Raw genomic sequence first — 26,565 nt, 5'->3', positions numbered from 1 at the left:
GATCGTTCCAACTCAGCTACGCTCGCGGTTACCACGGTACGGCGGCTTCCGCGTCGGAGCCGGGCCGCCACGCGGAGCGGCGCGGTGCAGCGTCGAGCGGGGGCCGCTCGCATTGCTGCGACCACCGCCGCCGCCATCATGCCGCGCGCCGCTCTCCGGCGCACCCTGCATTGCCTCGATCGCCACGCCGCTCTCTTCCTCACCAGCTTGCGCCGTACGCTGGATCGCCGCCGAGAACCGCGACGCAACCGCGCGCGGAATCTCGAAAGCCGTCTCGTTCGGACCGATCCGGATCGCACCGATCTCCGACTTGGTGATGTGCCCGCGACGGCAGATCAGCGGCAGGATCCAGCGCGGATCGGCGTTTTGGCGACGACCGATGTCCATGCGGAACCACACCGTGTCCTCGAAGCCGGCGCGCGGCCCCTGCGAACGCTCGTCCTGAGTCGGCTGCTTGCTCTGGTCGATCAGGTCCTCGGCCTGCGGCATCGTCGCACGGTGCATGTGCACCAGCGCGGCGGCGATGTCCTCCGGGGTCTTCTCGGCCATCAGGCGGACGGCGAGTGCGCGATCCTCCTCCTCGACCTCGACCGGCTGCAACAGCATGCCGATCAGCCGCTCGTGATCATTCTTGCGGATGTCCTCCGCGGTCGGGGCGTTGACCCACTCCGCGTTGATCTTCGCACCACGGAGCATCATTTCGACGCGACGACGACGCGGGAACGGCACGATCAGGACGGCGGTGCCCTTCTTGCCCGCACGACCGGTACGACCCGAGCGATGCTGGAGCGTCTCGGCATCGCGCGGCAGTTCGACGTGAACGACGAGGCTCAGCGTCGGCAGATCGATGCCGCGAGCCGCGACGTCGGTTGCGACGCAGACGCGCGCACGACGGTCGCGCAAAGCCTGAAGCGCCGCGTTACGCTCGTTCTGCGAATGCTCACCCGACAGCGCGACGGCGGCAAAGCCACGCTCGACCAGGCTCGCATGCAGGTGACGCACGTTGTCACGCGTGGCGCAGAACAGCATCGCCGTCTCCGCCTCGTGGAAGCGCAGCAGGTTGATCACCGCATGCTCGATCTCGGACGGCGAGACCGTGACGGCCTGGTACGAGATATCGCCATGACCGCGATCCTCGCCAACGGTCGAGATCCGCAGCGCATCCTTCTGGTAGCGTTTGGCGAGCGCGACGATCGGCCGCGGCATCGTCGCCGAGAACAGCAGCGTGCGACGTGCTTCAGGCGACGCGTCGAGGATCTGCTCAAGGTCCTCGCGGAAACCCATGTCGAGCATCTCGTCGGCTTCGTCGAGCACGGCGACCTTGAGAGCCGACAGGTCGAGCGCGCCACGCTCGAGGTGATCGCGCAGACGGCCCGGCGTGCCGACGACGATATGCGCGCCGTGGGCGAGCGAACGACGCTCCTTCGAGGCGTCCATGCCGCCGACGCAGGTCGAAATGCGCGCACCGGCCTTGGCATAAAGCCACATCAGCTCGCGGCTGACCTGGAGCGCGAGCTCGCGAGTCGGCGCGATGCAGAGGACGAGCGGCTTGTGCGGCGCGGGCAGGCGCTGGACGCCGTCCTCGCCGGCTTCACCAAGCAGTTCGCCGGCCATTGCCAGGCCGAACGCCACGGTCTTGCCCGAGCCGGTCTGCGCCGACACGACGAGATCGCGACCGATCGCATTGTCCTCGATCACATGAGCCTGGACGGGGGTGAGCGCGGTATAGCCGCGCGCTTCGAGCGCCTCGGAAAGAAGCGACGGAATATTTGTAAAAGGCATGTACGTCCTAATTGGTGGCCGGCTTACGCAACGGCAAGGCACTGGCGTGGTGGTCCCTACAGGACTTGACCCGCGGCCCACCCGCTCGCCCATGCCCATTGGAAGTTGTAGCCGCCGAGCCACCCTGTGACATCGACCGCTTCGCCGACTGCATACAGCATTGGTACGCGTTTGGCTTGCATTGTTTGCGAAGAGAGTTCCGCGGTGCTGATTCCGCCCGCGGTGACCTCGGCCTTGGCATAGCCTTCGGAGCCGTTTGGCGTGAATTGCCAATGGCTTAGCGCGCGTTCAGCGTCTTGAAGCTTGCGATCGGTGAGCGTGGAAATCTCGCCGACCAGGCCCAAACGCTCGCTCAAAGTCTCCGCGAGTCGGTCCGGGAGCGTGTTGCCGAGCAGTTTCCGGAGAGTCGCGCGCGGCGTGGTACGCTTGGCGGCGGGGAGCCAACCGGACTCGTGATCGGGGAGGAAATCAATGCCGACGGGCTGGCCGTTGCGCCAATAGGACGACACCTGGAGGATCGCGGGGCCGGACAGGCCACGGTGCGTGAACAGCGCGGCCTCGCGGAATGCGGTCTTGCCGGCGGTCGCGACGACCTCGGCAGCGACTCCGGACAGTTCGCGGAACAGCGTCTCGTCGCCGCCGAGTGTCAGCGGGACGAGTGCGGGGCGGGGCTCGACGACCTTCAGCCCGAACTGCCGCGCGAGGTCATAGGCGAACCCGGTCGCGCCCATCTTCGGGATCGACGGGCCGCCGGTGGCGATGACGAGCGCAGGCGCGGTGACGGTGCGGCCGTCTAGCGACACGCGGTAGCGACCGTCTGCGTGGTCGACTCCGGTGACCGCGCGGCCGAGCGACAAATCGACTCGCCCCTTGTCGCATTCGTCGAGCAGCATCTCGACGATCTGGCGTGCCGAGCCGTCGCAGAAGAGCTGCCCGAGCGTCTTCTCGTGCCACGCGATGCCGTAGGATTCGACGAGCGCGAGGAAATCCTGTGCGGTGTAGCGGCCGAGTGCGGACTTGGCGAAATGCGGGTTGGCGGAGATGTAGCGGTCGGCAGCGGTGTGGACGTTGGTGAAATTGCACCGTCCGCCACCAGAGATCAGGATCTTCTTGCCCGCCTGGTCGGCGTGATCGACGAGCAGGATTTTTCGCCCGCGCTGGCCTGCGACGGCGGCACACATGAGACCGGCTGCGCCGGCGCCGAGGATTATCGCGTCGTATTCGGACAAGTGTGGCTCCGTGCGGCTTCGGTCAGCAGCCGCCAATTAAGAGTGTTTCCCCGCGAAGGCGGGGAACCAGACTGGGCTCCCGCCTTCGCGGGAGGACAAGGGGTGGCCGCTGTAGCGTGTTCGGGATTGGCCACAAAGGTAGTGATCTGCAATCAGCGAAACATCCCGATCCGCCGGCTAACACCCCCCCGGCGAAGGCCGGGGCCCAATTGGGAGACGGCAATGGCCTAGGTCGCGGACCGTTACTCCGACCTTTCCAATTGGGCCCCGGCCTTCGCCGGGGGGGTGCCATATGAGCGGGGGTGGTGCCTATCGCGGCAATGTCTCTCACGGTGGTGCTGTTCGAAATGGCGCCATGCGGGGGCGCGGAAGCGTCCGACGGCGTGGAGGAGCGCGATAACGCCCCTTCTGCTCCCTCTCCCCTTCGGGGAGAGGGTCGGGGTGAGGGGTAGCCAAGCGGTACACCACCCAGAACAGCCCCTCACCCAACCCTCTCCCCGTAGGGAAGAAGGCTAAGCCCGCACAAATTACCGCAGCTTGGCGATATTCAACGAGTCTTCCTTCGCCCGCACCTTCACCGACTCCTCGCTCCGCGTCAGCGCCTTCGCGATCGCCTTCAACGCCATGCCCTTCTTGGCAAGCGTGTGCAGCTTCTGGATCTCGTCCTGCGTCCACGCCTGACGGTGCCGTTCGAATTTCGCTTCAGCCATCAGCCGTCATCCTTGTCGATCGCCAGAACCTCGATCGCGTCCGCCTTGCCAGCAAACGCGACCATCTCGCCAACCGCAGCCCCCATCAGCGCGCGCGCCAACGGTGCCGAGAACGCCAGCCGATCCTCGCCGGGCTCCGCCTCGTCACCACCGACGATCGCGATCACGCGCTCAACCCCGTTCATCCGAACGCGGACACGCGAACCGATCCCGACCTCATCCTCTTCCGGCGAAGGCGCGAGTTCGGCGGTCGTTTGGCGCGTGTGCCAATAGCGCAGGTCGCGCAGAAGCAACTTCCGCGCCTCCTCGTCCGTCTCCGCCGCAACCGCAGCCTCGATCTCGGTCACCCGCTCGCCAAGCAACCGCAGCCCCCGCGCCGTGACCAGATTAGGCCCCGGCGCGATCGGCTGTTCGAACTTCGGCTCGAGATGTTCCTCGTCACTCTCGCGACGGAAGGCAACGCTCATGCCCTTACTTCAGGCACGCGACGATTCCGGCGATCGCCGCCAACGTGCCATCGACGTTCTTCACCTTCACGACGTCGAGCCCAAGCTGCTCCGCCGGATAATCATTCCCGCCTGGGAAGATCGCGTCGCCGATGAACATCATCTTGTCGAGCGCGATGCCGCTCGCCTCGTTAAGCTTCTTCAGGCCATACGCCTTGTCGACACCCTCACGCGTAATGTCGATCGAGGTCGCGCCGCCCATGTTGATCGACAGCCCCGGCAGGCGCTTCTGCAAATCCGCCTGGATCACTTTCCGCTTGGCGAAATCCGGATCCCAGCTGTGCTTGGCGTCGATCGGCGCTTCCTGCCCCAAGGCAGAGAACGTGATCTGGCTGCCACGATCCTCGATCCGCTCGCCCCAGGTCTTCTCCGGCACGAACCCGGTAGCTTCCAACGACTCGTCGAACGCCTTGAGGATCTTCTGCTTCTCGTCGTCCTCGAACAGCTCGGCATACACCGCGCGCCATTCGCCATCGAACCGGTACAGCTTGGTCCCCGTCGTCGGCATCAGCCACAGCTTGGTACGATCGGCACGCTCGGGCAAGCGCGACGCGACCTGCTTCTCGAACTGTGGCCAGTCGCCGCCCGAGATCACCGCGACATGCGCGACGTCTAGCAGGTTCGCCAGAGCCTCGCCCATCGGCTCCTGCAAGGGCTGCTTGCTCTCGGCCAGCGTTCCATCGAGGTCGAAGGCAACCAACTCTTTCATGCGGAAACTCCAGTAAGGATAAACGTGTCGATCGCGTGGGCGACGCCGTCGGCATCGTTCGCGCTGGTAATCTCGTGCGCGACGTCGCGGACAGTCTGCGGTGCGTTGCCCATCGCGATCGCCAGCTTGGCGCGCTTGAGCATCGCGATGTCGTTGGCCTGATCGCCGATAGCCGCGGTCTGCGTCAAGCTGATGCCGAACGCGTCCGCCAGTTCCTCGATCCCGCTGCCCTTGTTCCCGGCCACCGGCGTGATGTCGAGATAATAGGTCTGCGACTGGACGATCGTCGCCTTGGTATCGAACTTCGCCGCGACCTTCGCGTGCAGGTCGCGCAACAGGTCTTCGTCGTCGCTGACGAACGTCACCTTGTCCGCCTTGGCGAGCAAGTCGGTGAAGTCGGAGACGATCACCGGATCCTGCGCGGAGGCCTTCTTCTCGCTGCCGACATGGCCGCCCTGGTCGGTGCTCGCGTACCAGACGTCGTCCGCGAAGAACCACGTGTCGACCGGCGCGTCACCGATGATCTCCATCGCGCCGCGGACGACGTCGACGTCGATCATGTGGTGCTCGATCACGGTGCCGTCGCGCTTGAACACGATCCCGCCGTTGAACGCGCCCATCGGCTCGTCGATGCCGAGCAATTCCGCGATCGGCATCATCCCCGAGCGCGGCCGCGCGCTAATGATCGTGAAGCCGAGGCCGGCCGCCTTCAGTCGCTTGACCGCGTCGACTGTGGCGGGCGTGACCTTCTTCTCCTTGTCGACGAGCGTACCGTCGACATCGGAAACGAGGAGCTTGATCGCCCCGCTCATGCCACCGCTCACTGGGGCATCTCGACATGACCGCCAAAGCCATAGCGCATCGCCGACAACAGCTTGTCGCCGAACGTGTGGTCCACGCGGCTGCGATAGCGTGCATACAGCGCCGCGCTCAGCACGTTGGCCGGCACCTTCTCTTCCATCGCCGCGTCGATCGTCCACTGGCCCTCGCCCGAGTCCGCGACGCTGCCGCTGAAGCCTTCGAGCGTGCCGTCCTTCGCCAACGCGATCGCCGACAGGTCGAGCAGCCACGACGAGATCACGCTGCCGCGACGCCAGACTTCGGCGACGTCGGTCAGGTTAATGTCGAAGCGCTCCTCCTCGACGACATGCTCGCCGGACTTGCCCTTGAGGATGTCGAAGCCCTCGGCATAGGCCTGCATCAGGCCGTATTCGATGCCGTTATGGACCATCTTGACGAAGTGGCCGGCGCCCGAGGGGCCTGCGTGGATATAGCCCTTCTCGGCGCGCGGATCGGCCTGGCCTTCGACGCGGCCCGGCGTGCGGACGATCGTTCCCATGCCGGGCGCCAGCGTCTCGAAGATCGGATCGAGCAGGTCGACGGTTTCCTTGTCGCCGCCGATCATCATGCAATAGCCGCGCTCGAGGCCCCACACCCCGCCCGACGTGCCGACGTCGACATAGTGGATGCCCTTCTCGGCCAGTTCCTTCGCGCGGCGGACGTCGTCCTTATAGAAGCTGTTGCCGCCATCGATGATGATATCGCCCGAATTCGACTTCGCGGCGATCGCCTGGACGGTGCTCTCGGTCGGCTCGCCCGCCGGGACCATCACCCACCAGATCGCCGGGGTGTCGAGCTTGGCGTGCATGTCGTCGAGCGAGTCCGCACCGATCGCGCCATCGGCGGCGAGCTTCTTCACGGCTTCGGCGTCGCGGTCGAACGCGACGACTTCGTGGCCGTTCTTCATCAACCGGCGCGCGATGTTGCCGCCCATCCGGCCGAGGCCGATCAGTCCGATCTTCATGGGGAATTCCTTGCTTACCCCCTCTCCCCGCCGGGGAGAGGGTTGGGGTGAGGGGCAGTTGGGGAGGGTAGCGCTCGCGGCGCCCCTCACCCGGGCCCTCTCCCCAACGGGGAGAGGGAGCAGAAGTTTACGCCGTCGCGGGCTGCTTCTGCGCGATCGAGCCGAGCAGGTCGTCGAACGCCTTGACGAACGACGCGACGCCCTCCTCGACCAGCTTGCCGGTCACGCCGTTCAGGTCGAGGCCCAGCCGCTCGGCTTCGGCCAGAATGTGCTTGGCGCCCTCGACATCCTGCGTGATCGTCTCCGCCGCGGTGCCATGGTCGCGAAACGCGTCCATCGTCTTCGGCGGCATCGTGTTGACCGTATCCTTGCCGATCAGCGTGTCGATGTAGAGCGTGTCGGGATAGCTCGGGTCCTTCACGCCGGTCGACGCCCACAACAGCCGCTGCGGCTGCGCGCCCTTGGCGGCAAGCGCCTGCCAGCGATCCGACTTCAGGAAGTCGAGATACCATTGATATGCCATCTTGGCGTTGGCAATCGCGACCTTGCCGCGCACCGCCTTCAGCGCTTCGGCCTCGGCATCGCCCTTCTCCAGACGCGCATCAATCTCCTTGTCGATCGACGAATCGATCCGGCTGACGAAGAAGCTCGCGACGCTGGCGATCTTGTCGATCGGCTGCCCCTGCTTGACGCGCTCTTCCAGCCCCGCCGCATACGCCTCGGCAACGCGAATGTACGCGTCGAGCGCGAACAGCAGCGTGACGTTGACGTTGATCCCGCTCGCGATCGTCGACGAGATCGCCGGACCGCCCGCGAGCGTCCCCGGGATCTTGATCATCAGGTTCGGCCGGTCGACCATCCCCCACAGCTTCTTCGCCTCGGCGATCGTCGCATCGGTATCGTCCGAGATGTACGGCGACACCTCAAGGCTGACATAGCCGTCCTTCGCGTCGAGCTTGTCGTAGACCGGCTTCAACGTCTCCGCCGCCGCCTTGATGTCCTGGATCGCCAGATGCTCGTAGCGGTCGATCGTCGCCGCGCCGGCATGCTGCTTGTCATACTCGGCCAACGTCGAGTCATAGGCATCGCCGTGACCCATCGCCTTTTCGAAAATCGACGGGTTCGACGTGACGCCGGTCAGGCCGTCCTCGTCGACCAGCTTCTGGAGGCCACCGGCCTCCAGGAACTTCCGGTCGACGAAATCGAGCCATACCGCCTGGCCGAAGCCTTCGAGATCGTTGAGCGCACCCATCACTTGGTCTCCATCACTTGGCGGGCGACCTTGACGACATTGTCGACGGTGAACCCGAACTTGTCCTGCAGCTTGGCGAGCGGTGCCGAAGCCCCGAAGGTCGACATCGTCACGGTCGCGCCGTCGAGCCCGACATAGCGGTCCCAACCGATCGACCCGGCCATCTCGACCGCAACGCGCGCCCGCACTTCGCGCGGCAACACACTTTCCTTGTACGCGGCGTCCTGCAGTTCGTAGCGATACCAGCTCGGCATCGACACGACCCGGCTCTTCACGCCGTCCGCGGTCAGCTTCTCGTGCGCCTCGACGACCAGCGACACTTCGCTGCCGGTCGCGATCAGGATCACGTCGGGCGTGCCATCACTGTCAGCCAGCACATAGCCACCCTTCTCGAGCCCATCGGCGCTTGCGTACTTGGTCCGGTCGAGCGTCGGCAGAGCCTGGCGCGACATGATCAGCGCGGCTGGCGTGCTAGCGTCCTTGAGGACCGCCTTCCATGCCGCGACGACTTCGTTCGCGTCACTTGGACGGATCGTGTCGAGGCCGGGGATCGCACGCAGCGTGGCGAGATGCTCGATCGGCTGGTGCGTCGGGCCGTCCTCGCCGACACCGATCGAGTCGTGCGTGAACACCCAGATCGCGCCGACCTCCATGATCGCCGACAGGCGCACCGGCGCGCGCATGTAGTCGGCGAACACCAGGAAGGTGGAGCCGTACGAACGCAAATGCGACAGCGCCATGCCGTTGACGATCGCGCCCATGCCGTGTTCGCGGATGCCGAAGTGGAAGTTCCGGCCGGCGTAGTTCTCCGCCTCGAACGAGGGCTGACCCTTGATGTCGGTCTTCGTCGACGGCGCGAGATCGGCCGAACCACCGATCAGCCACGGCACCTTGGCGGCGATCGCGTTGAGCACCTTGCCGCCCGAATCACGGCTGGCGACGCCTTTGGCGTCCGCCTCGAAGGTCGGGATGTCGGCATCCCAGCCCTCGGGCAGCTCGTCCTTGAGCAGCAGATCGAGTTCCGCGGAAAGCTCTGGATAGGCACCGCGATACTTGTCGGTCAGCGCGACCCACTCGTCACGCAGCTTCGCGCCACGCTCGGCGATCGCACCGTTGAAATGCTCGATCACGCCGTCGGGCACGTAGAACGACTTGTCCTCGGGCCAGCCGTAAGCCTGCTTGGTGAGACGGATATTCTCCTCGCCGAGCGGCTCACCGTGCGCCTTCTCGCTGCCCGCCTTGGGGCTGCCGTAACCGATCACCGAATGCACGACGATGAAGGTCGGCTTGTCGTTGGTCGCCTTGAACGTCTCGATCGCGCGACTCAGCGCGGCGGTGTCGTTCGCGTCGTCGATGTGGATGACGTTCCAGCCATACGCATCGAAGCGCAGGCCGACATCCTCGTCGAATGCGAGATCGGTCGCGCCCTCGATCGAGATGTGGTTGCTGTCGTAGATCCAGCACAGGTTGCTGAGCTTGAGGTGCCCGGCGAGGCTCGCAGCCTCGGCCGAGACGCCCTCCATCATGTCGCCGTCGCCACAGATCGTGTAGACGTCATGGTCGAACAGCGTGAAGCCATCCTTGTTGTAGCGCGCCGCGAGCCAACGCTCGGCAATCGCCATGCCGACCGAGTTGCCGCAACCTTGGCCGAGCGGCCCCGTCGTGGTCTCGACGCCCGTCGTGTGGCGATATTCGGGGTGACCCGGCGTCTTCGAGGACAGCTGGCGGAACTGCTCGATATCGGCGAGGCTGACGGCCTCCTTGCCGGTCTTGTTGCCGTCCGCGTCGATCTCCTCGATCTTGGCGAGGTGAATCAGCGAATAGAGCAGCATCGACGCATGGCCGACCGACAGCACGAAACGGTCGCGATTGGGCCAGTCGGCATGCTTGGGATCATAGCGCAGGAACTTCGACCAGAGCGTGTAGCCGACCGGCGCGAGCGCCATCGGCGTGCCGGGATGGCCCGAATTGGCCTTCTGCACCGCGTCCATCGACAGCGTGCGGATGGTATCGATCGCCAGACGCTCGGGGGAGCCGTCCTCGTGCAGCATAGGGTCCGCCTTGGTGGGGGCGGTTGCGGTATCGGTCATGAAAGAAGCCTCGCTCTAGACGGTGACCGAACGCCGCGCATCCGATCTGGTTGCCAACATAGGATGCCTTTAGTCGGATGCACCCATCCGTTCCAGTCGCGTAACGACGCCGTTCGTTGCAATATATGCGGCATTGACCTCGTCGAGGAACAGTCCGTGGCCGAGAATGCCAGGGATCGCGGCAAGGGTCGCGGCGGTTGCGCGGGGGTCTTCGAGGGTCGCGAAGTGGCAGTCGACGACGAGATTGCCTTGGTCCGTCCGGTAGTTGTCGCGGACCGTTGGGGCGGCGCCGAGGTCGGTGAGAACGCGCATGACGTAGGCGATGGCGAATGGGAGTACCTCGACGGGCAGCTTCGCCGCGCCGATCCGGTCGACGCGCTTGGAGCCGTCGGCGATCACGACCATCCGTGCCGAGGCTGCGGCGACGATCTTTTCGCGCAGCATCGCCCCGCCTGCGCCCTTGATGGCGAAACACCGCGAGTCGATCTCGTCCGCGCCGTCGATCGTTAGGTCGACTTGGGCGATGGTGGCGAAGTCGAGGATCTCGATGCCGAGTTCGCGGGCGAGTTTGCCGGAGGCTTCGGAGGTGACGACGGCGCGGATTTGCAGGCCCTCAGCGACTCGTTCGCCGAGCGCCTGGATTGCGAACGCCGCGGTCGAGCCAGTCCCGAGTCCGACCAGCATCCCGTCCCGAACTTCCGCCACAGCCGCAACGGCAGCCGCCTTCTTGTCATCATCGATCGAGGCCATCAGCCCACCCCATCCGTCATGCCGGGCTCGTTCCGGCGACCACTGCTCAACGCCCTGGCGATAATTTGGTTTGGAGGACTCCCGCACAAAGCACCACCCCGGCGGAGGCCGGGGCCCAGTTGGAAAGGTCGCAGTAACGACGGACCGCCCTCCGTTAACGGCGCCTCCCAACTGGGCCCCGGCCTCCGCCGGGGTGGTGTAATGGTTGGGGCGCCCGCCCGCTCCTTGTTCTCCCGCGAAGGCGGGAGCCCAGTCTGGGTCCCCGCCTTCGCGGGAGAACAATCTTCGGCATCGAAGCGCAACGAACGCGAAAAACACCCCCAAACAATCAAACAGGTTACTCTTTCTTCCCTATTTCTCACCCCCGCTTTTCAACTGACATACTTCTGGTACATCCTCGTGGTTTAGGCCGACCAACAGCTGCCACCACCGATCGCGAGCGGATACCAAACTTGATAGCCACACGATTTTCTGCGCGGCAGTGCGCCATCCTGCTGGTGCCCGCACTGGCGCTCGCCGCCTGCTCCGGCGGCGGCGACAAAGCCCAAGGCAAGGCGGGCCGCGGTGGCCAGCCCGGCCAAGGCACCCCCACCGTCGGCTACGTCGTCGTCCAGCCGACCAGCGTCGCGATGACCACCGAACTCAGCGGCCGCACCACCGCGTTCGAAAGCTCGGACGTCCGGCCCCAGGTCACCGGCATCATCCGCCGCCGCTTCTTCACCGAGGGTACGCTCGTCAAGAAGGGCCAGCCGCTCTACGAGATCGACCCGCGCCTCTATCGCGCTGCCGCCAACGAAGCGCAGGCCAACCTCCAGAGCGCACGCGCCAACCAGCAGGCGCAGACCATCCTCGCACAGCGCTACAAGCCGCTCGCCGAGATGGAGGCGATCAGCAAGCAGGATTACACCAACGCGGTTGCCACCTCGCGCCAGGCCACCGCCTCGGTCGCGCAGACCCGCGCCGCGCTGGAGACGGCGCAGATCAACCTCAAGTTCACGACCGTCCCCGCGCCGATCACCGGCCGCATCGGCCGTTCGCTGTTCACCGTCGGCGCGTTGGTCTCAGCGACGCAGACCGATCCGCTAGCGCAGATCCAGCGACTCGATCCGATGTTCGTCGACATCCAGCAATCGTCCGGCGACCTGCTCGCGCTGCGTCGCTCGCTCGGCCAGAACGGCATCGTCGCGACCCGCGCCGAAGTCCGCCTCACGCTCGAGGACGGCAGCGAATACGGTGCGACCGGCACCGTCGAGTTCGCCGAAGCGCTGGTCAATACCGAGACCGGCACCGTGACGCTGCGCGCGCGCTTCCCCAATCCGCAGGGCCTGCTGCTCCCCGGCATGTTCGTCCAGGCGAAGTTCGCACAGGCGATCAACCAGCGCGCGTTCCTCGTGCCGCAGGCGGGCGTGTCGCGCGACGCCAAGGGCAATGCGACGGTCTATGTCGTCGGTGCGAACAACAAGGCGGTGCAAAAGAAGATCAAGGCGGACCGCACGCAGGGCGCGTTCTGGGTGGTCACCAGCGGGCTCAACCCCGGCGACAAGATCATCACGCAGGGCCTGTCGAAGATCGCACCGAACCAGGGCGTGAAGCCGGTGCCGGAAAACACCGCGCAGAAGATCGAAGCGCCCAAGGGGGACTCCTCGGGTGGCGACTCCAGCCAGAAAAAGGCCGGCTAAGCCCTTATGTTATCCCGTGTCTTCATCGATCGCCCGATCTTCGCCTGGGTGCTCGCGATCATCGTGATGCTTGGCGGCATCGGCGCGATCATGAGCCTGCCGATCGCGCAGTACCCCGACGTCGCGCCGCCGCAGGTGACCGTCCGCGCATCCTTCCCGGGTGCCAACGCGCAGACGATCCAGAACAGCGTCACGCAGGTCGTCGAGCAGTCGCTGACGGGTATCGACGGGCTGATCTATTTCAGCTCGTCCTCGTCGTCGCGCGGCTCGGTGAACATCACGGTGACGTTCGAGAAGGGCACCGATCCCGATATCGCGCAGGTCCAGGTCCAGAACCAGGTCCAGCAGACGCTGTCCCGCCTGCCGCAACAGGTCCAGCAGCAGGGCCTCGTCGTCCGCAAGTCGAATCCGGACAACCTCCTGATCGTCGGCGTCTATGACGAGACCGACAAGCTCACCAACCAGGACGTCTCGGACTATCTCGTCTCCAACCTGCAGGACCCGCTCGGCCGTATTCCGGGGATCGGCGACAGCAACGTGTTCGGCGCGCAATACGCGATGCGGATCTGGCTGAACCCGAACAAGCTCGCCAGCTACCAGCTGATTCCGAGCGACGTGACGACCGCGATCCAGGCGCAGAACACCGAAGTCGCGGCCGGCGAACTCGGCGGCCAGCCCCAGCCCGACACGCAGATGCTCAACGCGACCGTCACCGCGCAGTCGCGCCTCCAGACGCCCGAGCAGTTCGCCAACATCATCCTGAAGACCACCAACGACAGCGCCGTGGTCAAGCTGCGCGATGTCGCCCGGATCGAGCTGGGCGCGGAGAACTACAACGCGCGCAGCCGCGTCAACGCGCATCCCGGCGCCGGTATCGCGGTGCTGCTCGCGCCCGGCGCCGACGCGCTCAAGACCGCCGAACTGGTCAAGGCGTTCGTCGCCAAGTCCGCCAAGAGCTTCCCGCCCGGCCTGAAATTCGCCTACGCCAACGACACCACCGACTTCATCAAGCTGTCGATCGACGAGGTCGTGAAGACGCTGATCGAGGCCGTCATCCTCGTCGTCATCGTCATGTTCGTGTTCCTGCAAAGCTGGCGCGCGACGCTGATCCCGACGATCGCCGTCCCGGTCGTGCTGCTCGGCACGTTCGGCGTGTTCTATCTCGCCGGCTTCTCGATCAACACGTTGACGCTGTTCGGGCTCGTGCTCGCGATCGGCCTGCTGGTCGACGACGCGATCGTCGTGGTCGAGAACGTCGAGCGCCTGATGGAGGAAAATCCCGAGATGACGCCTCGGGAGGCGACGATCGAATCGATGAACGAGATCACCGTCGCGCTGGTCGCGATCGCGCTGGTGCTGTCGGCGGTGTTCCTGCCGATGGCGTTCTTCGGTGGATCGACCGGCGTGATCTACCGCCAGTTCTCGCTGACGATGGTGTCGGCGATGGTCCTGTCGGTGCTGGTCGCGCTGATCCTCTCCCCCGCCCTGACTGCGACGCTGCTCAAGCAGAAGAAGAAGGACGCGGACGGCAACACCGAGAAGAGCTGGGGCGAGCGCAAATTCCCCAAGGTCGCGCATTTCTTCACGCGCGCGGGCGACAAGTTCAACGACGGGTTCGAGAAGGGCACGCAGAAATACACCAGTGCGGTCCAGTCGGTGATCGACCGCAAATGGCTGTTCCTGCTCATTTACGCGGTGATCGTCGCGGTGCTCGCGGTGCTGTTCCTGCGGCTGCCGACGGGCTTCCTGCCGACCGAGGACCAAGGCTCGGGTATCGTCCAGTTCCAGCTTCCCGCAGGCGCCACGCAAGGCCGTACCTTCGCGCTGCAGAAGCAGATCGAGCAATATTACTACACCAACGAGAAGGCCAACGTCCGCACGATGTTCACCGTCAGCGGTGGCGGCGGCGGCGGCGCAAGCGGTCAGAATACGGGGCAAGGCTTCATCGCGTTCGCGCCTTGGGACGATCGCAAGGGCAAGGAAAACACCGCGGAGGCGATCACCGGTCGCGCATCGAAGGCGTTCGCCGGGTTCCGCGACGCGCAGGTCTATTCGCTGGTGCCACCGGCGGTCCGCGGTCTTGGTTCGTCGAACGGCTTCACGATGGAGTTGCAGAACGCCGGCGGGCTTAGCCAGATCGAGTTCAACGCCGCGCGCGACAAGCTGCTCGCGCTCGCCCGCGCCGACTCGTCACTGACCGCGATCCGCCTGACCGAACTGCCCGACGTCGCCACGTTGCGCGTCGATGCCGACCAGCAGAAGCTGTCCACGCTCGGCCTCACCCACGCGAACGTGAACTCGACGCTGTCGACCGCCTGGGGCGGGCAATACGTCAACGACTTTATCGACCGCGGCCGTGTGAAGCGCGTCTATGTCCAGGGCGACGCGCAGTTCCGCGCGCAGCCGTCCGACCTCAGCCAGTGGTTCGTGCGTGGATCGAATGGCCAGATGGCGCCGTTCTCGTCGTTCGCGAAGACCAGCTGGGGCCAGGCACCGACGACGCTGTCGCGCTTCAACGGCATCGCCTCGTACGAGATCCAGGGCTCGGGCGCGCCGGGCGTCAGCTCGGGCGATGCGATGAACCGGATCGCCGAGCTTGCTGGGCAGATCCCCGGCACGTCGGTCGCATGGTCCGGCCTGTCGTATCAGGAACGCCTGTCCTCGGGTCAGGCACCGATCCTCTACGGCCTGTCGCTGCTGGTCGTGTTCCTGTGCCTCGCCGCGCTGTACGAGAGCTGGTCGATCCCGATCGCGGTGCTACTCGTGATCCCGCTCGGCCTCGTCGGCGCGATCCTCGCGGTGACGCTCCGCGGGCTGATCAACGACGTCTATCTCCAGATCGGCCTGCTGACGACGATGGGGCTGGCCGCGAAGAACGCGATCCTGATGATCGAGTTCGCCGAGCAGGAGGAGAAGAAGGGCAAGCGCGTCATCGAGGCGGCCCTGTCCGCGGCGAAGATCCGATTGCGCCCGATCCTGATGACGTCGTTCGCGTTCATCCTCGGCGTGTTGCCGCTGGCGCTGTCGACCGGTGCGGGCGCGAACAGCCGCATCGCGATCGGGACGGCCGTGGTCGGCGGCATGCTGACTGCGACGATCCTCGCGATCTTCTACATACCGTTGTTCTTCGTCCTCGTCCGCCGTGGCGCGCGCGACGGCATCGCCAAGCTGCGGGGCAAGCCGACCGGCTTCCAGGGTCATGATGACCATGACGGCGATCATAACGAACCGCTCGGACCACCCGAACCACAGGGCCCTCACCGGCCGGAGCCCGCATGATGCGCTCGCTAGTCCTGATCCTCGCCGCCTCGACCGCACTCGCCGGCTGCTCGCTCGCGCCCAAATACGCACGGACCGAACTCCCCGTGCCGCCGTCGCTCCCGGTCGGCGACGCGTATCTGCGGCAATCCGAAGCGACGCTTCCCGCGATCACCTACCGCGACGTCTTCAAGGACCCGCGCCTCCAGCAGATCATCGTCCAGGCGCTAGCCAACAACCGCGATCTCCGCGTTGCCGCCGCCAACATCGCGTCGACCCGCGCGCAATACCGCATCCAGCGCGCCGACCTGTTGCCGCAGGTCGATGCCAGCGGCCGCTACAGTTATTCGGGTGGCGGCAACGGCACACGCAACACCGTCACGAGTGGCGGAACAGGCGGCAATACCGGGACCGGAACGGGCACCGGTACCGGGACTGGTGGAACGGGTACCGGGACCGGGGGAACCGGTACGGGTACGGGCGGCGTCGGAACCGGCACCGGTTCGACCGGATCGGTGGTCAGTTCCTCCAGCTCGAACAGCTCCTTCTCGGTCGACCTCGGCACGACGGCGTTCGAGCTCGACCTGTTCGGCCGCATCCGCTCGCTCACCAGCGCCGCGCTCGACCGCTATTTCGCGACCGAAGCCGCCGCGCGCGCCACTCGCCTGACACTCGTCGGCGACATCGCCGATGCGTGGCTCACCTATGCGTCGGACCAGAGCCTGCTCAAGATCGCGCAGGACACGGTGACGAGTTCGCAGCGCAGCGTCACGCTGACCAACGCGCGGCTGCGCGGCGGCGTCGCGCCGCGCACCGATCTTCGGCAGGCGCAGCAGATCCTGTTCACCGCGCAGTCCGACCTCGCGCAACAGCGCACCGCGCTCGCGCAGGACGTCAACGCGCTGCAACTGCTCGTCGGCGCGCCGGTCGACGCCAGCCTGTTGCCCACGTCGATCGAGCAGGCGCTACCGACCGTCGCCACGCTGCCGGCCGGGCTCGACAGCAGCATCCTCCTGCGCCGTCCGGACGTCGTCGAGTCCGAATACCAGCTCCGCGCCACCAATGCCGAGATCGGCGCAGCGCGCGCGGAACTGTTCCCGAAGATCTCGCTGACCGGCATCCTCGGCTTCGCCAGCACGTCGCTGACCTCGCTGTTCAGCGGCGGCGCGTTCAATTATTCGGTCGCGCCCTCGGTCAGCTATCCGATCTTCCGCGCAGGGGCCGGGATCGCCGGGGTCGCCTATTCGAAGGCGCAACGCGACGCCGCGCTCGCGACCTACGAGAAGACGATCCAGACCGCGTTCCAGGAGACCGCCGACGCGCTGGCGCGCCAAGGCACGATCGCCGACCAGTTGAAGGCGAACCAGAACTTCTCGGCTGCGGCGCAAGACACGTACCGCCTCACTGACGCGCGTTATCGCGGCGGCATCGACACGTTCCTGAGCTCGCTCGACGCACAGCGCTCGCTCTACACCGCGCAACGCAACCTCGTCGCGACGCAGCTCGTCGGCGCGAGCAACCGCGTAACGCTGTACCGCGTGCTGGGCGGCGATTCGACGCTGGAGGCCACCGCGGATGGACCGCGCCCGGTCAGCGCGAACGGTACGCCAAGAGCAGAGACGAACTAAGCCAAACCGCCACGTCCGGCGAGGTTTGCCGTACCGGCGGCGATTTTTTCGTCAGGCTCCAGTATCTTACGATATCTGCAAGATATTGAAGCCAGAACGGGTGCATGTATGCGCCTCTTCCCGTTGCCGATCGCCGTGCCCGCGATAGATCTCCCTCGCCTGCCCTGTTCGGGTTGGGTGCAAGCTCCCGCGATCAGATGGCGGAGGTGCTGGAACGTACGCTGACGCAATTGGCGGCGGTATGGCCGCTTGCCATCGCGGTGCAGATGCTGGCCTGCGCCGTACCGTTGCTGGTCGGCATCGCTGGCCCGCACACCGGGCCGCTCCATGCGTTGTTTCCCTCGATCGGGCTTCATGCAGCGATCCTTGCAGTCCTGTCGGTGGCGATCGCCAGCACGCTGCGGCTCGGGGCGTCACGCGGATGGCGCGCCTATCGCCGCAACCGTATCGTGATGCCGTGCGTCGCGGCGATCGCCGCGGTCCTGGTGTCGCTGTTGTGGCAGATCGCGCATCTGCCGGCGGACCCGTCGCACCTTGCCAGTGTCGTCGCGCTGGCAGGCGCGTTCGTCGTCACCGCCGCCGCCGTCCAACCGCTCCGGGCCGCGACGTTCGGCTTCGGTGTGGGCGCCGTCGCGATGGTCGCAATTCTGTCGGGTATCGGCCTGCCGTTCGGCGTAGCGATCCTGGCGCTCGGCTGCCTCGGGATCGTCACCGAGCGGTTCGCCCGGATCGATCATCAGCTGGATCTCGATCGGGCCGAACAGGCGCGCGAGGGACGGCTTGCAGTTCGCATGATCGCCGAGTTCGAAGCCCATGGCGCGGGCTGGTTCTGGGAAGCCGATCGCCAAGGCCGCCTGACCTATCTTTCCGCCAAGGTCGCGGGGGAACTGGGGATCGCCGACGACGTGATCGGCCGCCCGCTGATCGAGCTGTTCCGGATGGACAGCGATGCGCCCGGCACCGAGCGTACGCTCGCCTTCCATATCGCGTCGCGCACCTCGTTCGCGGACTATTCGGTCTGCGCCGCCGCCGACGCGTCCTGCGAACGCTGGTGGTCGATCTCCGGGCGCCCCGTGGTCGACGAACTCGGCAGGTTCCAGGGATTCATCGGTTCGGGCAGCGACCTCACCGAAAAGCGCAAGTCCGAGGCGGAGATTACCCGGCTCGCGCTGTTCGACGGCCTGACCGGGCTTGCCAACCGCCAGCGGATGCGGCTTTCGCTCGACAAGACGCTGGCGCAGAATACCGGGCCGTACCGGGCGACCTCGCTGTTCCTGATGGATCTCGATCGGTTCAAGGCGGTCAACGACACGCTCGGCCACCAGGCCGGCGACGCGCTGCTGCAGCAGGTGGCGCAGCGGCTGCAGCGCGGTATCGCCGATGCGGGACTGGTCGGGCGACTGGGCGGCGACGAATTCCAGGTCGTGCTACCGGGAATTGACAATCGGGAGATGCTTGCCGCGCTCGCCCGCGAGGTGATCGCGTCGCTGTCCGAACCCTATTTCATCAGCGGGACGTCGGTCACGATCGGTTGCTCGATCGGGATCGCGATCGCCCCCGACGACGGCGCCACGTCGGAGACGCTGGTGCGCAACGCCGATCTTGCTCTGTATGCCGCCAAGGCCGACGGCCGCGGCGTGCATCGTTTCTACTCGGATTCGATGCTGACCGGCGCGCGGACGCGCAAGCTGCTCGAAGACGATCTACGCACCGCGGTCGCGACCGGCGCGTTCCACCTCTGCTACCAGCCCGTGGTCAGCACCAAGACGACGCGGATCGTCGGTTATGAAGCGCTGATCCGCTGGGATCATCCGACCCGCGGCCTCGTCTCGCCCGCCGACTTCATCCCGGTCGCGGAGGAATGCGGGCTGATCGAGTCGATCGGCGAATGGGTGCTGCGGACCGCGTGCAACGAGGCCGCGCGCTGGCCCGGCAACGTCCGCGTCGCGGTCAACGTCTCGCCGATCCAGTTCGCCAACCCGGTGCTGCCGGCGCTCGTCACCAGCGCGCTGGCGCAGTCGGGGATCGCCCCCGGTCGGCTGGAGCTGGAGATCACCGAGGGCGTGTTCCTCGACGAGACGACGTCGTCGGAGCAGATGTTCAAGGCGCTGAAAGGCGTCGGCGTCCGCCTCGCGCTCGACGATTTTGGCACCGGCTATTCGTCGCTTGGCTACTTACGCAACGCGCCGTTCGACAAGATCAAGATCGATCAGTCGTTCGTGAAGGGCGCTGCCGAGGCCGGCAACCGCAACGCCGCGATCATCAAGGCGATCGTCACGCTGGCCGACACGCTCGGCATGGAGACGACCGCGGAAGGCGTCGAGATTCAGGACGAGATCGACCTCGTCCGCGAACTCGGGTGCAGCCACATCCAGGGCTATGTCTATGGTCGACCGGTGCGCGCCGACGAGGCCTTGCGACAATTGGGCGTCGAGGACGGCGTCGCCACCGCCAGCGGCTTCAAGGTCAGCCGCGCGCCGCGCACCAAGATGCTGCGCTCGGCGCGTATCCTGATCGACGGCGTCCGCGGCGACGTGCGCATCCGCGACATCTCGACCTCCGGCGCGATGCTCGACGGCCTCACGATCGACGGCAATCCCGACGGAGTCGAGATGCAAATCGAGTTGATCGAGGACCAGATGACCCCTGCCCGCGTCCGCTGGGCGCGCGGCGGCAAGGCCGGGATCGAGTTCCACGAGGCGTTCAGCCTGGAGCGGCTGAACCAGGGGTATGCCTCCCGCATCCGCCGCACCGGCTGATCCGATAGCCGAGGGGGGAGCAATCCGCTTCGCCCCCTGCTGGCGCCGGGCCCCAGTTGCGCAGCACCAGCGCGCATCATCCGCGGTGCGCGTCTTCGTTCCAAACAGGTCCTGATGGTACAGTATCTGTAGCAGTGGCTGGAACCAACCACCCTCGCTTGCCGTCTTTCCTCCATGGCTCACCGCTCCCCGATCAAAGCGCTCGCGTTCGACGTGTTCGGCACCGTGGTCGATTGGCGTTCGGGCATTGCGCGCGACGCCGCCCCCGTCCTCGCGCGCCTGCACCGAAGCGACATCGATCCGCATGCGTTCGCCGACGGCTGGCGCAAACGCTATCAGCCGGCGCTCGAAGAGGTCCGTAGCGGCCGTCGGGCGTTCGTCGTCCTCGATACGCTGCACCGCGAAGCGCTGGAAGACCTGCTCCGCCACCACGCCATCGATCCCGGCGAATTCGACGAAGAGACGCTGGTTCACCTTACCCATGCCTGGCATCGGCTGGATCCGTGGGCGGATTCAGTCGAGGGTCTCACCCGCCTGAAGACCTGTTACCCGGTCGTCACGCTCAGCAACGGCAACATCGCCCTGATGCTCGCAATGGCTCGCCGTGCGCAGTTGCCGTGGGACGCCATTCTCGGCGCCGAAGTCAGCGGCGTCTACAAGCCGCTCCCCGAATCCTACCGTGCCACCGCCCGCATGCTCGCCGTCGAACCCGCCGAACTCTGTCTCGTCGCGGCGCACCACAGCGATCTCGCCGCGGCGCGGGCCGCCGGTCTGCAAACCGCCTATGTCGACCGGCCGCAGGAATATGGCGGCCGCCCCGCGCCCGACGCGAGCGCGGCGCAGGACTGGGATTTCAGCGTCGCCAGCCTGACCCAACTGGCCGACGAATTGTGCCGATGACCCGCCGACCCGACGCCGAACCGGTAGCAACGGGCTTCACCGCGCCGTATCGCGTGCCTGCCGAGGTAAAATTCGGCCCGGTGTGCGACCCGGCAGGATATTGATATGACTTCAGACACGGCCGAAGCCGATTTCCTGACCGGCGGCGGCGAGATGGCCGCGATGATGCGCACGCATGACTGGTCGCGCTCGCCGCTCGGCCCGATCGAGGGCTGGCCGCAATCGCTGCGGTCGATCGTGTCGCTGATGCTCGCCTCCGAATTCGCGATGTGCGTCGCCTGGGGGCCGGAACTCGGCTTCCTCTACAACGATCATTACGCGCGCATTCTGCATGACAAGCATCCTGCCGCGCTCGGCGGCAAGCTCGACGTCGTCTGGGCCGAACTCTGGTCGGATATCGGCCCGCTGGTCGACCGCGCACTGGCCGGCAAGGCGTCGTATTTCGAGAATCTGCCGCTCGTCACCGACAGGAAGGGCTATGACGAGCAGACCTGGTTCACCTTCTCATACTCACCGGTCCGCGATGAAAGCGGCGCGGTGGCGGGCATGTTCTGCTCGACCTACGAAAGCACCGAGAGCGTCGTGGCCGAACGCGCGCTGCGCGACGAGCGCGAGCGGATGGGCCAGATGTTCGCGCAGGCACCGACCTTCATGGCAATGTTGCGCGGTCCCGAGCATCGGTTCGAGCTGACCAATCCCGGCTACGACAAGCTGATCGGCCACCGCGAGGTACTGGGTCGCACCGTGGCGGAGGCGCTACCCGACGCGGTCGAACAGGGGTTTCTCGACCTGCTTGACGGAGTATTCACCAGCGGAGAGGCGTTTACGGCGCAGGGCATGCTCTTTGCGGTCCGGGCCGAATCCGACGGACCGATCGACAATCGCTACGTCGATTTCGTCTATCAGCCGATCCGCGACGCGAGCGGTGCGGTCGTCGGGATCTTCGTCGAAGGCGCCGATGTCACCGATCGCAAGATGCTCGAACGTGATCTGCAATCGCTCAACGCCGACCTCGAACAGCGCGTCGCCGATCGCACGCGCGAACTGGTCGAGGCGCAGGAAGCGCTTCGCCAGGCACAGAAAATGGAGGCGGTAGGCCAGCTTACCGGCGGCATCGCGCATGACTTCAACAATCTGCTGCAGGGCATCACCGGCAGCCTGGAGATCGTCCAGCGCCGTGTCGCACAGGGGCGGGTGGGCGAGTTGGACCGCTTCATCACCGGCGCAACCGCCGCCGCCAACCGTGCCGCGTCGCTGACCCACCGGCTGCTCGCCTTTGCGCGTCGCCAGCCGCTCGATCCCCGCCCGGTCAAGGTCAACCCGTTGGTCGCCTCGCTGGAGGATTTGCTGCGCCGTACGATCGGCGAGCAGATCGAACTGGAAATGGTGCTCGCGACCGGTCTCTGGACCACGTTGTGCGATCCCAACCAGCTCGAAAATTCGCTGCTCAACCTCGTCATCAACGCGCGTGACGCGATGCCGCACGGCGGCAAGCTGACGATCGAAACCGACAACGCGCTGCTCGACGACCATTTCGCCGCCAGTCAACGCGACGTCCGGCCGGGTCACTATGTCTGCATTTCCGTCTCGGACACCGGCACCGGCATGTCGGCCGCCACGATCGCCAAGGCGTTCGAACCATTCTTCACCACTAAGCCGATCGGGCAAGGCACGGGGCTTGGCCTGTCGATGATCTACGGCTTTGCGCGGCAGTCCGAAGGCTATGCGAGGATCTACAGCGAGGTCGGCCAGGGTACGACGATCAAGCTGTACCTGCCGCGCCACTACGGTGCTGCGGAGCAGGACGAGGCGCTGCCTGGCCTGACCCAGGCGCATGCGACCGACGACGGCGAGATCGTGCTGGTGGTCGAAGACGATTCAGTCGTTCGCGCGCTGATCGTCGAGGTGCTGGGCGAACTCGGCTATCAGGCGGTCGAGGCGCATGACGGTCCGGCCGGACTCGACCGCCTGCGGACGATGGAGCGCGTGGATCTGCTCGTCACCGACATCGGCCTGCCCGGCCTGAACGGGCGGCAAGTCGCCGACGCCGGTCGTGCGCTGCGCCCAGATCTGCGCGTGCTGTTCATGACGGGCTATGCGGAGAACGCCGCGCTGGCATCGGGTTTCCTGGAGCCGGGGATGTCGATGATCACCAAGCCGTTCGCGATGGAGGCGTTGGCGACGCAGATCCGGACGATCATCGAGGGCTGAGGCGGACAGGACGCGCCAACCAATCGCCACCACCCCGGCGAAGGCCGGGGCCCAGTTGGAAAGGTCGCAGTAACGACACGCATCGCTCAGTTGGCAACGTCCCCCAACTGGGCCCCGGCCTTCGCCGGGGTGGTGAGGTTTTGGCGGGGTGGCTAGGTCCTGGCGGGGCGGTGAGGTTTTGGCGGGGTGGTGCTCTCGTTTTGGAAGTGGAAGAACGCCCCATCCCGTTCCCCCGCGAAGGCGGGGGTCCAGGAACCAAGCAGGACGACGTTCGTGGTTCCTGGGCCCCCGCCTTCGCGGGGGAACTAGAGCGGCCCCCCATATCCAGTGCCCCACTCCGACACCTTCCTCGAAGCAACATTTGCCATCTTCCGCCCTTAAATAATTTTTCGTTCCCGCTTCGCCCCCTTGCGCTTCGCGAACCCCGCAGAAGTCCACGCGTCGCGAATATCCCGCTCGCCCAACCCCGCGATGAACGCGACGAACCGAGCCCCCGATCACCCCCGCACCCCCTTGCGTCTCTTCGCGCTTTGGCACAATCTCTTGGGGTTGCGTTCGGGGGCGGACCCAATCGCTGGTAGAACAACCCTCGCATAGCCATATGCGATATGACCATAAGCGCGCCTTCCACCGCCGCGATGGTCACTTTTTGTTCTCCCGTTCGGGGCCGTCCGATGGTAGCATGGCGACATGACGCCGATTCGAACGAATACAGAACACTAGGAGCGGTTTCGATGGATTTCAGAGACAGCAGCCGGGATAGCGACATGACCACAGACACGATCGAACAGACCACCGCCACGCCCGCCGCCGAGGCTCCGAAGGCCCCGCGCCAGGCGCAGGACAGCCACTCCGTGCGCGCGCAGATCTACCCGGTCGAGGTCGATCACAGCCGCGACGCGCTGCTGACCGAATTCGGCAAGGACACGCTCAAGGATCGCTACCTCCTCCCGGGCGAAAGCTACCAGGACCTGTTCGTCCGCGTCGCCTCCGCGTACGCCGACGACGCTGGCCACGCGCAGCGCCTCTACGACGCGATCTCGAAGCTCTGGTTCATGCCCGCCACCCCCGTTCTCTCGAACGGCGGCACCGGCCGCGGCCTGCCGATCTCGTGCTACCTCAACTCGGTCCCCGACAGCCTCGGCGGCATCGTCGACACCTGGAACGAGAATGTCTGGCTCGCCTCGCGCGGCGGCGGCATCGGCACCTATTGGGGCAACGTCCGGGGCATCGGCGAGCCGGTCGGCCTCAACGGCAAGACCAGCGGCATCATCCCGTTCGTCCGCGTCATGGATTCGCTGACGCTCGCGATCAGCCAGGGCTCGCTTCGCCGTGGTTCGGCCGCGGTCTATCTCGACGTCTCGCACCCCGAGATCGAGGAATTCCTCGAAATCCGCAAACCCTCGGGCGATTTCAACCGCAAGGCGCTCAACCTCCATCACGGCGTGCTGATCACCGACGACTTCATGGAAGCCGTCCGCAACGGCGACGAATGGCACCTGCGCTCGCCGAAGGACCAGGCGATCCGCGCCACCGTCGACGCGCGCTCACTGTTCCAGAAGCTCGTCGAGACCCGCCTCCAGACCGGTGAGCCGTACATCGTCTTCGCCGATCACGTGAACAAGGCGATGCCGAAGCATCACCGCGAGCTCGGCCTCAAGGTCTCGACCTCGAACCTGTGCTCCGAGATCACGCTGCCGACCGGCAAGGATCACCTCGGCAACGAGCGGACCGCGGTCTGCTGCCTGTCGTCGCTGAACCTCGAGACATGGGATCAGTGGAAGGACGAGAAGGGCCTGATCGAGGACGTCATGCGCTTCCTCGACAACGTCCTGCAGGATTACATCGACCGCCACGAGCCCGGCATGGAGCGCGCTGCGTATTCCGCGGGCCGCGAGCGCTCGGTCGGGCTCGGCGTGATGGGTTTCCACAGCTTCCTCCAGGCACGCGGCATCCCGTTCGAGGGCGCGATGGCGAAGTCGTGGAACCTGCGCATGTTCAAGCACATCAGCAGCCAGGCCAACGAAGCCTCGATGCAGCTCGCGATCGAGCGCGGCCCCTGCCCCGATGCCGCCGACGTCGGCGCGATGGAGCGGTTCAGCTGCAAGATGGCGATCGCGCCCACGGCGTCGATCTCGATCATCTGCGGCGGCACGTCGGCGTGCATCGAGCCGATCCCGGCGAACATCTACACGCACAAGACGCTGTCCGGCAGCTTCTCGATCAAGAACCCGTATCTCGAGAAGCTGCTGAGCGAGAAGTCGAAGAACAGCGACGCGGTGTGGAACTCGATCCTCGAGCAGGGCGGTTCGGTCCAGCATCTCGACTTCCTCTCGGTCGAGGAAAAGGATTGCTACAAGACGTCGTTCGAGATCGACCAGCGCTGGCTGCTCGAACTCGCCGCCGATCGCACGCCCTATATCGACCAGGCGCAGTCGCTCAACCTGTTCATCCCCGCCGACGTCGAGAAGTGGGACCTGCTGATGCTCCACTTCCGCGCATGGGAACTCGGCATCAAGTCGCTCTACTACCTCCGCTCGAAGTCGGTCCAGCGCGCGGGCTTCGCCGGCGGCGTCGAGGCGGACAACACCATCGACCTGCGCCAGATCGACGTCGAGTCGAAGGATTACGATGAGTGCCTTGCCTGCCAGTGAGGTAAAACGGGCGAGGTGATGCAAGGTGCGCCACTCTCACCCTCCCATTGCCGATGCAATGGGCCCCTCCCTCTCCCAGAGGGAGAGGTGTGAAGCCCCTCTCCCTCTGGGAGAGGGAGGGAGCGGCGAAGCCGCGGAAGGGTGAGGATGGCCATGCGTCTCTACGACAATAAGCAGTCCGGCACCGTGCTCCGCGCGCGAGCCCTTCGCCGCAACGCGAGCGCCCCTGAAAAGCGCCTGCTTCGTGGCCTGCGTGAAGCGTTCCCCGACCTGAAATGGCGCCACCAGGCACAGGTCGGTCCGTTCTACGCCGACATCCTGTGCTTCACCGCCAAGCTCATCATCGAAGTCGATGGCGACACGCACGCACAAGCCGACGACTACGACACCCGCCGCACGCAGTTCCTCAAGCACGAGGGCTACAATGTCCTCCGCTTCGGAAACCCAGACGTCATGACCAACTTGGAAGGCATCCTAACCCAGATCTCCTTCTCCCTCCGGGAGAAGGAACGGGCCCGCGCGGCGCAGCCTTGTGGGAAGGTTGAGGGCGACCAATACGACCACGCAAAAGAAAAGAGCGCCCTGGTATGACCCAGAACGCCCTCACCCTTCCGGTCCTGCGGACCTACCTCCCTCTCCCAAAG

Annotated in this window: 18 protein-coding genes; 8 read left to right on the top strand and 10 right to left on the bottom strand. The window is 65.8% G+C overall.

Going from position 1 to position 26,565, the window contains the following annotated elements:
• Positions 1 to 12 precede the first annotated feature (12 nt).
• From O6Y00_RS02430 to rpiA, 10 genes are all read right to left on the bottom strand, one after another.
• A complete protein-coding gene (locus O6Y00_RS02430) occupies positions 13 to 1,782 on the bottom strand; it encodes a DEAD/DEAH box helicase (RefSeq protein WP_353441046.1) in 1,770 nt (589 codons plus the stop codon).
• Between the two features lie 56 nt (positions 1,783 to 1,838).
• On the bottom strand, positions 1,839 to 3,011 hold the full coding sequence (locus O6Y00_RS02425; protein WP_353441045.1) for an NAD(P)/FAD-dependent oxidoreductase: 1,173 nt from the start codon (positions 3,009 to 3,011) through the stop codon (positions 1,839 to 1,841).
• A 527-nt stretch (positions 3,012 to 3,538) separates the two neighbouring features.
• Positions 3,539 to 3,721, bottom strand: coding sequence for a hypothetical protein (locus tag O6Y00_RS02420; protein WP_055881387.1), 183 nt, complete (start codon positions 3,719 to 3,721; stop codon positions 3,539 to 3,541).
• A complete protein-coding gene (locus tag O6Y00_RS02415) occupies positions 3,721 to 4,188 on the bottom strand; it encodes a GreA/GreB family elongation factor (RefSeq protein ID WP_353441044.1) in 468 nt (155 codons plus the stop codon). Before O6Y00_RS02415 ends, O6Y00_RS02420 begins: the two co-directional genes overlap by 1 nt.
• A 4-nt stretch (positions 4,189 to 4,192) precedes the next feature.
• Positions 4,193 to 4,936, bottom strand: a complete 744-nt coding sequence (locus O6Y00_RS02410) for an HAD-IIB family hydrolase (protein WP_060527242.1) — start codon at positions 4,934 to 4,936, stop codon at positions 4,193 to 4,195.
• Positions 4,933 to 5,748: an HAD family hydrolase gene (locus O6Y00_RS02405; protein WP_353441043.1), complete on the bottom strand. Its 816-nt coding sequence runs from the start codon at positions 5,746 to 5,748 to the stop codon at positions 4,933 to 4,935. The genes O6Y00_RS02410 and O6Y00_RS02405 overlap by 4 nt, the downstream gene beginning before the upstream one ends.
• 8 nt (positions 5,749 to 5,756) lie before the next feature.
• Positions 5,757 to 6,740, bottom strand: a complete 984-nt coding sequence (gnd, locus tag O6Y00_RS02400) for a phosphogluconate dehydrogenase (NAD(+)-dependent, decarboxylating) (protein ID WP_056060803.1) — start codon at positions 6,738 to 6,740, stop codon at positions 5,757 to 5,759.
• 127 nt (positions 6,741 to 6,867) lie between these two features.
• The gene (gene tal / locus O6Y00_RS02395) at positions 6,868 to 7,992 is read right to left on the bottom strand and encodes a transaldolase (RefSeq protein ID WP_353441042.1); all 1,125 of its coding nucleotides are present in this window, start codon (positions 7,990 to 7,992) and stop codon (positions 6,868 to 6,870) included.
• The gene (gene tkt, locus O6Y00_RS02390) at positions 7,992 to 10,082 is read right to left on the bottom strand and encodes a transketolase (protein ID WP_060527246.1); all 2,091 of its coding nucleotides are present in this window, start codon (positions 10,080 to 10,082) and stop codon (positions 7,992 to 7,994) included. Before tkt ends, tal begins: the two co-directional genes overlap by 1 nt.
• A gap of 69 nt (positions 10,083 to 10,151) precedes the next feature.
• The gene (rpiA, locus tag O6Y00_RS02385) at positions 10,152 to 10,832 is read right to left on the bottom strand and encodes a ribose-5-phosphate isomerase RpiA (RefSeq protein WP_353441041.1); all 681 of its coding nucleotides are present in this window, start codon (positions 10,830 to 10,832) and stop codon (positions 10,152 to 10,154) included.
• 455 nt (positions 10,833 to 11,287) lie between these two features.
• Between rpiA and O6Y00_RS02380 the strand changes: the two genes are divergently transcribed.
• From O6Y00_RS02380 to O6Y00_RS02345, 8 genes are all read left to right on the top strand, one after another.
• Complete coding sequence (locus O6Y00_RS02380) at positions 11,288 to 12,511, top strand: efflux RND transporter periplasmic adaptor subunit (protein WP_435368585.1); 1,224 nt, start codon at positions 11,288 to 11,290, stop codon at positions 12,509 to 12,511.
• A gap of 6 nt (positions 12,512 to 12,517) precedes the next feature.
• On the top strand, positions 12,518 to 15,790 hold the full coding sequence (locus O6Y00_RS02375; protein WP_353441039.1) for a multidrug efflux RND transporter permease subunit: 3,273 nt from the start codon (positions 12,518 to 12,520) through the stop codon (positions 15,788 to 15,790).
• Positions 15,787 to 17,397: an efflux transporter outer membrane subunit gene (locus O6Y00_RS02370; protein WP_353441038.1), complete on the top strand. Its 1,611-nt coding sequence runs from the start codon at positions 15,787 to 15,789 to the stop codon at positions 17,395 to 17,397. Before O6Y00_RS02375 ends, O6Y00_RS02370 begins: the two co-directional genes overlap by 4 nt.
• Before the next feature lie 104 nt (positions 17,398 to 17,501).
• Positions 17,502 to 20,156: an EAL domain-containing protein gene (locus O6Y00_RS02365; protein ID WP_353441037.1), complete on the top strand. Its 2,655-nt coding sequence runs from the start codon at positions 17,502 to 17,504 to the stop codon at positions 20,154 to 20,156.
• 174 nt (positions 20,157 to 20,330) lie between these two features.
• Positions 20,331 to 21,056, top strand: coding sequence for a haloacid dehalogenase type II (locus O6Y00_RS02360; protein WP_353441036.1), 726 nt, complete (start codon positions 20,331 to 20,333; stop codon positions 21,054 to 21,056).
• 105 nt (positions 21,057 to 21,161) lie between these two features.
• Positions 21,162 to 23,267 carry an ATP-binding protein gene (locus O6Y00_RS02355; RefSeq protein ID WP_353441035.1) on the top strand — a complete coding sequence of 702 codons (2,106 nt, stop codon included), beginning with the start codon at positions 21,162 to 21,164 and terminating at the stop codon, positions 23,265 to 23,267.
• Between the two features lie 767 nt (positions 23,268 to 24,034).
• Positions 24,035 to 25,921, top strand: a complete 1,887-nt coding sequence (locus O6Y00_RS02350; RefSeq protein WP_435368571.1) for a ribonucleoside-diphosphate reductase subunit alpha — start codon at positions 24,035 to 24,037, stop codon at positions 25,919 to 25,921.
• A gap of 153 nt (positions 25,922 to 26,074) precedes the next feature.
• The gene (locus tag O6Y00_RS02345) at positions 26,075 to 26,512 is read left to right on the top strand and encodes an endonuclease domain-containing protein (protein WP_353441033.1); all 438 of its coding nucleotides are present in this window, start codon (positions 26,075 to 26,077) and stop codon (positions 26,510 to 26,512) included.
• Positions 26,513 to 26,565 lie beyond the last annotated feature (53 nt).

The organism is Sphingomonas faeni (assembly GCF_040407565.1).
In the GTDB taxonomy this organism is placed as follows: domain Bacteria; phylum Pseudomonadota; class Alphaproteobacteria; order Sphingomonadales; family Sphingomonadaceae; genus Sphingomonas; species Sphingomonas faeni_F.
This window is presented reverse-complemented; position numbering and strand designations above follow the sequence as displayed.